Below are 6269 nucleotides of genomic sequence, written 5' to 3' on the forward strand. Positions count from 1 at the left end.
CCTCACCCACCTCGCCGCCCCCCTTCCCCCCACCGGTTCAGGACGGTGACGGCGCCGCGTCCGCTCCGAGCCCGTACGCCGCTCAGCAGGACGTGGCGCCCGTAGCGCCCGCACAGCAGCGAATACCGCCGCCCGTGCCCGTCCCGCAGCCCTCGGCCCCCGCCGGGCCCATGGCTCCCGCACCCGCGCCGACAGCGCCCCTGCCTCTCGCACCGCGGCCAGCCCTCCCGCAGACCGCCGCACCCGCTCCGACTGCCGCCGAGGCTGCCCCGGTCGCCCCGCTCGCACCCGTGCGCCTGCCCGCCCAGCGTTCTTCCGGCCCCGTCACCGAAGAGGCCGCCTCCCCGGACGCCGTACTCATCCGCCGGACCATGACCGAGGTCGGCCCGGTGGCCGACAAGGTCACCTCGTACTTCTACGCGCTGCTCTTCGTACGCCACCCCGAGCTGCGGTCGCTGTTCCCGGCGGCGATGGACACCCAGCGGGACCGCTTGCTCAAGGCGCTGCTCACCGCCGCCGAGCACATCGACAACACCGAGGTCCTCGTCGCGTATCTGCAGAACCTCGGCCGCGGCCACCGCAAGTACGGCACCCGGGCCGAGCACTACCCGGCCGTCGGCGAGTGCCTCATCGGCGCGCTGAACAAGTACGCCTCCGCGGTCTGGGACGCGGAGACGGAGGCGGCCTGGGTCCGGGCGTACACGACGATCTCGCAGGTCATGATCGACGCGGCGGCAGCCGACGAACTGCGCGCCCCTGCCTGGTGGCACGCGGAGGTCGTCACCCATGACCTCAGGACCCGGGACGTCGCCGTCGTCACCCTCCGCCCGGACCAGCCCTATCCCTTTCTCGCCGGGCAGTACACGAGCCTGGAGACGCCCTGGTGGCCGCGGATCTGGCGGCACTACTCCTTCGCCTCGGCGCCCCGCTCGGACGGGCTGCTGACCTTCCATGTGAAGGCCGTCCCGGCGGGCTGGGTCTCGAACGCGCTGGTGCACCACGCCCGCCCCGGCGATGTCATCCGGCTCGGACCACCGGCCGGTTCGATGACCGTGGACCACACCACCGACAGCGGACTGCTCTGCGTCGGCGGCGGCACCGGCATAGCGCCGATCAAGGCCCTGGTCGAGGATGTCGCCGAACACGGCGAGCGGCGGCCGGTGGAGGTGTTCTACGGCGCCCGTACCGACCATGACCTCTATGACATCGACACGATGCTCCGGCTCCAGCAGTCGCACCCATGGCTCACGGTCCGGCCGGTCGTCGACCAGCAGGCGCAGCTCCAACTCCCGGACGCCATACGGACGTACGGGCCATGGGGCGGCTACGACGCCTATGTCTCGGGGCCGCCCGGAATGATCCGCAGCGGTGTCGATGTCCTGAAGGACGTCGGCATCCCGGCGGAGCGCATACGGCACGACTCGGTCGAGGAGTTGGTGGCCGCCGGGGACTGACCCGGTGCCGGAGGCGTCAGCCCAGGTCGGGGGCGTGCATCGCGCGGACCCCTTCGATGTTGCCGTCGAGGTAGTGCCGCAGGGACAGCGGTACGAGGTGGACGGACGCGATGCCGACCCGGGTGAACGGCACTCTGACGATCTCGTACTCGCCGAGGGGCTCGTCCACTTCGGGGCCGTGGCGGAGCGCCGGGTCCATGGACTCGAGGTGGCAGACGAAGAAGTGCTGCACCTTCACGCCGGTCGAGGCCGCGTCCGCGCCGATGTGCTCGACGGTGTCCACGAAGCAGGGCACGACATCGGTGATCTTGGCGCCGAGCTCCTCGTACACCTCCCGATGCAGGGCGTCGACGACGGTGCTGTCCCCGGGTTCGACCCCGCCACCGGGCGTGACCCAGTAGGGATCCACACCGGGCTTGGTGCGCTTGATCAAGATCAGGGCGTCGCCGTCGAGAAGAACGGCACGTGCGGTGCGCTTGACCACGGGTCGGACGGTCATGGGAGAAATGTGGCCCGGCTGGTTCCACGTGAAACATCGCGAAACGTGACCTTGGCGAATCAGCGCGTGACATTCGGCGGGTTCGCCGCGCGGCGACGGCAAAGTCCCTGGTCAGCCCCAGATGGCGGCGGCGCGGTGCAGCCACTCGTGGGCCCGGGCGATGTGCGGCATCGCGAGAGTTCCGGTGCGCACCACGAGGAAATACGTCCGCAGCGGCGGTATCGCGGGTTCGTGGAGCGGGACGACCTCACCGCGCTCCAGCGCGAGGGCACACAGATAGCGGGGCAGTACCGCGAGCCCGGCGCCCGCGATCGCACAGGCGAGGACCGCGCGGAGGTCCGGCACGATCACCGTGCCCGGGGCGGCCGGGCGGGAGTCGAAGACGGAGGCCCAGTAGCGGGAGACGAAGGGCAGGGACTCGTGGACCTCGATCACGGGGACGTCGTCCAGGGCGGGCGCGTCCTTGGGGCCGATTTTCTCGGGGCCGAGCTGCTCGGCCCGGTGCGGGGCGGCGACCAGGACGTGCTCCTCGTCGCAGAGTGTTGTCGCGGTGAGCAGAGCACCTCGCGGACGGGCCGTGCTGATGGCCAGATCATGATGTCCGGCGGCCAGACCCTCCAGTGCCTCCTCGGCGTTCCCGAAGGACGCGCGCAGTGCGAAGCCCTGGCCGTCCTCCCCGGTCAGCTCCGTGAGCGCGGGCAGCGCCCGTTCGGCGGTGAACTCGGGGGGACCGGCGAGATGCAGGGTGCGCAGCGAGGCGTCGTTGTCGGGCCCGGTCTCGGCTATCTCCACGAGGGCGTCGAGATGGGGTGCGGCCTTGTGCGCGAGTTCGTCGCCCATCGTCGTGGGGGTGACCCCACGGGCCTGGCGCAGGAACAAGGGCCGGCCCAACTGCCGTTCCAGGGTGCGGATCTGGGACGTCACCGCCGGCTGGGAGAGACCGAGCAGGGCTGCGGCACGGGTGAAGGAGCCGGCCCGGTGCACGGTCACGAAGGTGCGCAGCAAGGCCAGATCCATGGCACGCACGCTCCTTTCCCCGCCCTTCCTCCGGCCCCGGGCAGGGCCCAACTATAAATAAGTCGATAGGCCGCTGTCGCTACTGTGATTGGACACTGACACAGAGTCAACTAGCCTTGTGCGGGCGGTTCTTCGCGCGCAGAACCGAGGACGGTCCGAGCCACGAGGGGGGAGGCTCGGACCGTCCGTTGTGCGTATCCGGACACCGGCCGGCAGTCCGTAAGGCGGTCACCGCGCCGACTCGTCCAGCGCACGCAGCACATCGGCCACCAGGTCCTCGGGGTCCTCGGCACCGACCGAGAGGCGAACAAAGCCCTCCGGTACCGCGTCCCCTCCCCAGCGGCCCCGCCGTTCGGCGGTGGACCGCACCCCGCCGAAGCTCGTCGCGTCGTCCACGAGCCGCAGCGCGTCGAGAAAACGATCGGCACGCGCGCGCGTGGGCAGCGTGAACGAAACCACACACCCGTAGCGCCGCATCTGCTGCGAGGCGATCTTGTACGAGGGGTCGTCGGGCAGCCCCGGATAGCGCAGCCCCGTCACCTCGGCCCGTTCCCGCAGGGCCTGCGCGACGATCAGCGCGGTGGCGTTCTGCCGGTCGACCCGCAACTGGAGCGTGGCGATCGAGCGGTGCGCGAGCCAGGCCTCCATGGGCCCGGGAATCGCGCCGACGACCTTGCGCCAACGGCGTACGGCGGCCATCGCGGAGGCGTCGGTCCCGGCGACGTACCCGAGGAGGACGTCCCCGTGCCCGGTGAGCTGCTTGGTGCCGCTCGCCACGGCGAAGTCGGCGCCGAGCTCCAGCGGGCGCTGTCCCAGGGGCGAGGCGAGGGTGTTGTCGACGGCCACGAGGGCGCCACGCGCGTGTGCCGCGTCGGCGAGCCGCCGGATGTCGCACACGTCGAGCCCGGGGTTCGACGGGGTCTCCAACCACAGCAGCTTCGCACCGTCGAGGAGGTCGAGCTGGGCGTCCCCGCCGGTCGGTGCGGTGCGCACCTCGATGTCGTACGCCGCCAACTGCTCGCGCACCAGGGGCAGTACCTGATAGCCGTCGTCGGGCAGGACGACCGCGTCTCCGGCGCGCAGCTGGGAGAAGAGCACCGACGAGATGGCGGCCATGCCCGAGGCGAACACGAGCGTCTCCACGCCGTCCTGTCCGGGCGCCTCCAGCTCGCCGATGGCGCGCTCCAGGTGGGTCCAGGTCGGGTTCTCGTCACGGCCGTACTTGTACGGGCCCGTCGCCTCGCCCGGGAGATGGAAGTGCGCGGCGAACACCGGCCCGGGGAGCGGCGGTTCGTACTTGACCGGCTCGGGCAGACCGGCCCGCACCGCGCGCGTGCCGTCCCCCGCGCCGCTCCCGATACCTCCGGCTGCAGCGGAATCACTCATACCGCTCGTCCTTCCACTTCGTCCCGCACCGCGGCGAGCAGACCCGCGCTCGCCGCCTCCACCATCTCAAGACACTCCTCGAAGCCGTCCAGACCCCCGTAGTACGGGTCCGGTACGTCGAGGTCGTCGCCGGCGGCGGGGTCGTAGGAGCGGAGCAGATGGACCTTCTCGGCGTCCTGCTCGGTGGGTGCGAGGCGGCGCAGGGTCTTGCGGTGGCCGGAGTCGAGGGCGATGACGAGGTCCAGGCGGGGGAACCAGGAGGCCTGGAAGCGGCGGGCGGCATGCTCGGTCCCGTAGCCGTGCTCCTCCAGGACGGCGACGGCGCGCGGGTCGGCGCCGTCGCCCTCGTGCCAGCCGTCCGTGCCCGCGCTGTCGACCTCGACCAGGCCGTCGAGCCCGGCCTCCGCCACCCGCGCGCGGAAGACCGATTCGGCCATCGGCGAACGACAGATGTTGCCGGTGCAGACGAAGCTGACGCGGTACGTCATCGCGCGCTCAGTCCCCTTCGGGCAGGACGACGTTGAGCGCCCAGGAGACGACCGAGATGATGAGCCCGCCCAGGACGGCGGTCCAGAAGCCGTCGACATGGAAACTCAGGTCGAGCTTGTCGGCCAGCCACGAGGTGAGCATCAGCATCAGCGCGTTGACCACCAGGGTGATCAGACCGAGCGTCAGGATGAACAGCGGGAAGGTCAGCACCTTGACGATCGGCTTGACCAGGAAGTTCACCAGGCCGAAGACCAGGGCGACGAGGAGCAGCGTCCAGACCTTCTTGAAGGTGCTGTCTCCGGTCAGGGTGATCTTGTCGAGGAGCCATACGGCGACCGCCAGGGCACCCGCGTTGGCGATCGTCTTGACTAGGAAATTCTTCATGTGTCTGATCGTGACAGAAGAGATCGAATCCGAGCGTGGACGAGGGCGATGAAGGCATTCCGGTTGGATGAACTGGAGGCGGAGCGTGCCGCCAACGACGGTGCATACCTGCAGTTCCTGCGCGAGAAGAACATGTCGGTCGGCCTGTACGCGCTCGACGCCGGCGAGCACGACCGGCAGCAGCCGCACAACCAGGACGAGGTGTACTTCGTCGTGAGCGGCCGTGCCGCGATCACCGTGGGCATGGAAACCACCCAGGTGGCGCGCGGCAGCGTCGTCTACGTGCCGGCCGGGGTGGCCCACAAGTTCCACCACATCAGCGAGGACCTGCGCGTGCTGGTCGTGTTCTCGCCTCCGGAGGCCTGAGTCTCCGGCGACCTGACTCTCCACCCGAAGCCGGACTCGCGTCTCAGGGTTCCCTAGGGGAACGGTCAGGGGAGGACAAGGGATGCGAGGCCCCCGTTCGGCCTTCGCCCGCTCTAGCATCGAGTCCAGGACATCAGAGATCCGGCACGGGTGCCGGACACCGACAGAACCCGGTAAGAGCGACGGGCGGAGAGGTACAGGACGAGGACAATGCGAGAGATCTTCGCGGGACTGCCGTGGTGGGTGAAGTGGGTCGCGGTGCCGGTCATCGCCCTGTTCGTGTTCGGCGGGCTGATAGCGACCGTCCTGCACTTCCTGATCGGGCTGCTCTTCAACGTGCTGATCTTCGTGGCGCTGGTCGGTGGACTGATCTACGTCGTGCGGAGGTTCATGTCGAGCTCGTCCTCACGCAGCGACTGGTGAGGCCCTGTCGGGCAACCGGTGATCGGTAACAGGAATCACCGGTTCCCTCGGGCGAGGGAAGTTTTCCTGACAGGCCGTCTGCGGGCGGGGGCGGGCGGTTAAAGTCCGGAATTCGACGCGGGGACGAACCCCGCGGGCGGCGCACCCCCTCCCCGTGTTCCCCGCACGGGCTGCCCCCTCGCGCTCCGGGAGTGACCCTTGGCCACGGTTGACACCGCACCCGTAGAACCACACGCACGCCCCACCCTGCC

General features: G+C 70.0%; 8 protein-coding genes. 3 read left to right on the forward strand and 5 right to left on the reverse strand.

The window, feature by feature from the left end; translation table 11 throughout:
- Window positions 1-170 precede the first annotated feature (170 nt).
- Window positions 171-1454: a globin domain-containing protein gene (locus JHN63_RS46145; protein WP_374223008.1), complete on the forward strand. Its 1284-nt coding sequence runs from the start codon at window positions 171-173 to the stop codon at window positions 1452-1454.
- Between the two features lie 16 nt (window positions 1455-1470).
- On the opposite strand, the gene JHN63_RS46150 is transcribed toward JHN63_RS46145, so the two are convergent.
- The 5 genes from JHN63_RS46150 to JHN63_RS46170 form a co-directional block, all read right to left on the reverse strand.
- Entirely contained in the window at window positions 1471-1953 is a 483-nt protein-coding gene (locus JHN63_RS46150; RefSeq protein WP_200691118.1) for an NUDIX domain-containing protein, read from the reverse strand.
- A 111-nt stretch (window positions 1954-2064) separates the two neighbouring features.
- Window positions 2065-2970, reverse strand: coding sequence for a LysR family transcriptional regulator (locus tag JHN63_RS46155; protein ID WP_200691119.1), 906 nt, complete (start codon window positions 2968-2970; stop codon window positions 2065-2067).
- A 228-nt stretch (window positions 2971-3198) separates the two neighbouring features.
- Window positions 3199-4356: a cystathionine gamma-lyase gene (locus tag JHN63_RS46160; RefSeq protein ID WP_200691120.1), complete on the reverse strand. Its 1158-nt coding sequence runs from the start codon at window positions 4354-4356 to the stop codon at window positions 3199-3201.
- Window positions 4353-4844 (reverse strand): low molecular weight protein-tyrosine-phosphatase, encoded by a 492-nt coding sequence (locus JHN63_RS46165; RefSeq protein WP_200691121.1) that lies wholly within the window; start codon window positions 4842-4844, stop codon window positions 4353-4355. Before JHN63_RS46165 ends, JHN63_RS46160 begins: the two co-directional genes overlap by 4 nt.
- A gap of 7 nt (window positions 4845-4851) precedes the next feature.
- Window positions 4852-5229 (reverse strand): phage holin family protein, encoded by a 378-nt coding sequence (locus tag JHN63_RS46170; protein WP_200691122.1) that lies wholly within the window; start codon window positions 5227-5229, stop codon window positions 4852-4854.
- 48 nt (window positions 5230-5277) lie between these two features.
- On the opposite strand from JHN63_RS46170, the gene JHN63_RS46175 reads away from it, so the two are divergent.
- Window positions 5278-5595: a cupin domain-containing protein gene (locus JHN63_RS46175; protein ID WP_200691123.1), complete on the forward strand. Its 318-nt coding sequence runs from the start codon at window positions 5278-5280 to the stop codon at window positions 5593-5595.
- 210 nt (window positions 5596-5805) lie between these two features.
- Window positions 5806-6018 carry a DUF5326 family protein gene (locus JHN63_RS46180; protein ID WP_200691124.1) on the forward strand — a complete coding sequence of 71 codons (213 nt, stop codon included), beginning with the start codon at window positions 5806-5808 and terminating at the stop codon, window positions 6016-6018.
- Window positions 6019-6269 lie beyond the last annotated feature (251 nt).

The sequence above is a fragment of the Streptomyces sp. MBT65 genome (assembly GCF_016612545.1).
In the GTDB taxonomy this organism is placed as follows: domain Bacteria; phylum Actinomycetota; class Actinomycetes; order Streptomycetales; family Streptomycetaceae; genus Streptomyces.

Excerpts from the sequence above, each read along its gene's own strand:
- JHN63_RS46180 (WP_200691124.1), top strand. The coding sequence starts at position 5,806 with ATGCGAGAGATCTTCGCGGGACTGCCGTGGTGGGTGAAGTGGGTCGCG.
- JHN63_RS46170 (WP_200691122.1), bottom strand. The coding sequence starts at position 5,229 with ATGAAGAATTTCCTAGTCAAGACGATCGCCAACGCGGGTGCCCTGGCG.
- JHN63_RS46165 (WP_200691121.1), bottom strand. The coding sequence starts at position 4,844 with ATGACGTACCGCGTCAGCTTCGTCTGCACCGGCAACATCTGTCGTTCG.
- JHN63_RS46175 (WP_200691123.1), top strand. The coding sequence starts at position 5,278 with ATGAAGGCATTCCGGTTGGATGAACTGGAGGCGGAGCGTGCCGCCAAC.
- JHN63_RS46155 (WP_200691119.1), bottom strand. The coding sequence starts at position 2,970 with ATGGATCTGGCCTTGCTGCGCACCTTCGTGACCGTGCACCGGGCCGGC.
- JHN63_RS46145 (WP_374223008.1), top strand. The coding sequence starts at position 171 with ATGGCTCCCGCACCCGCGCCGACAGCGCCCCTGCCTCTCGCACCGCGG.
- JHN63_RS46160 (WP_200691120.1), bottom strand. The coding sequence starts at position 4,356 with ATGAGTGATTCCGCTGCAGCCGGAGGTATCGGGAGCGGCGCGGGGGAC.
- JHN63_RS46150 (WP_200691118.1), bottom strand. The coding sequence starts at position 1,953 with ATGACCGTCCGACCCGTGGTCAAGCGCACCGCACGTGCCGTTCTTCTC.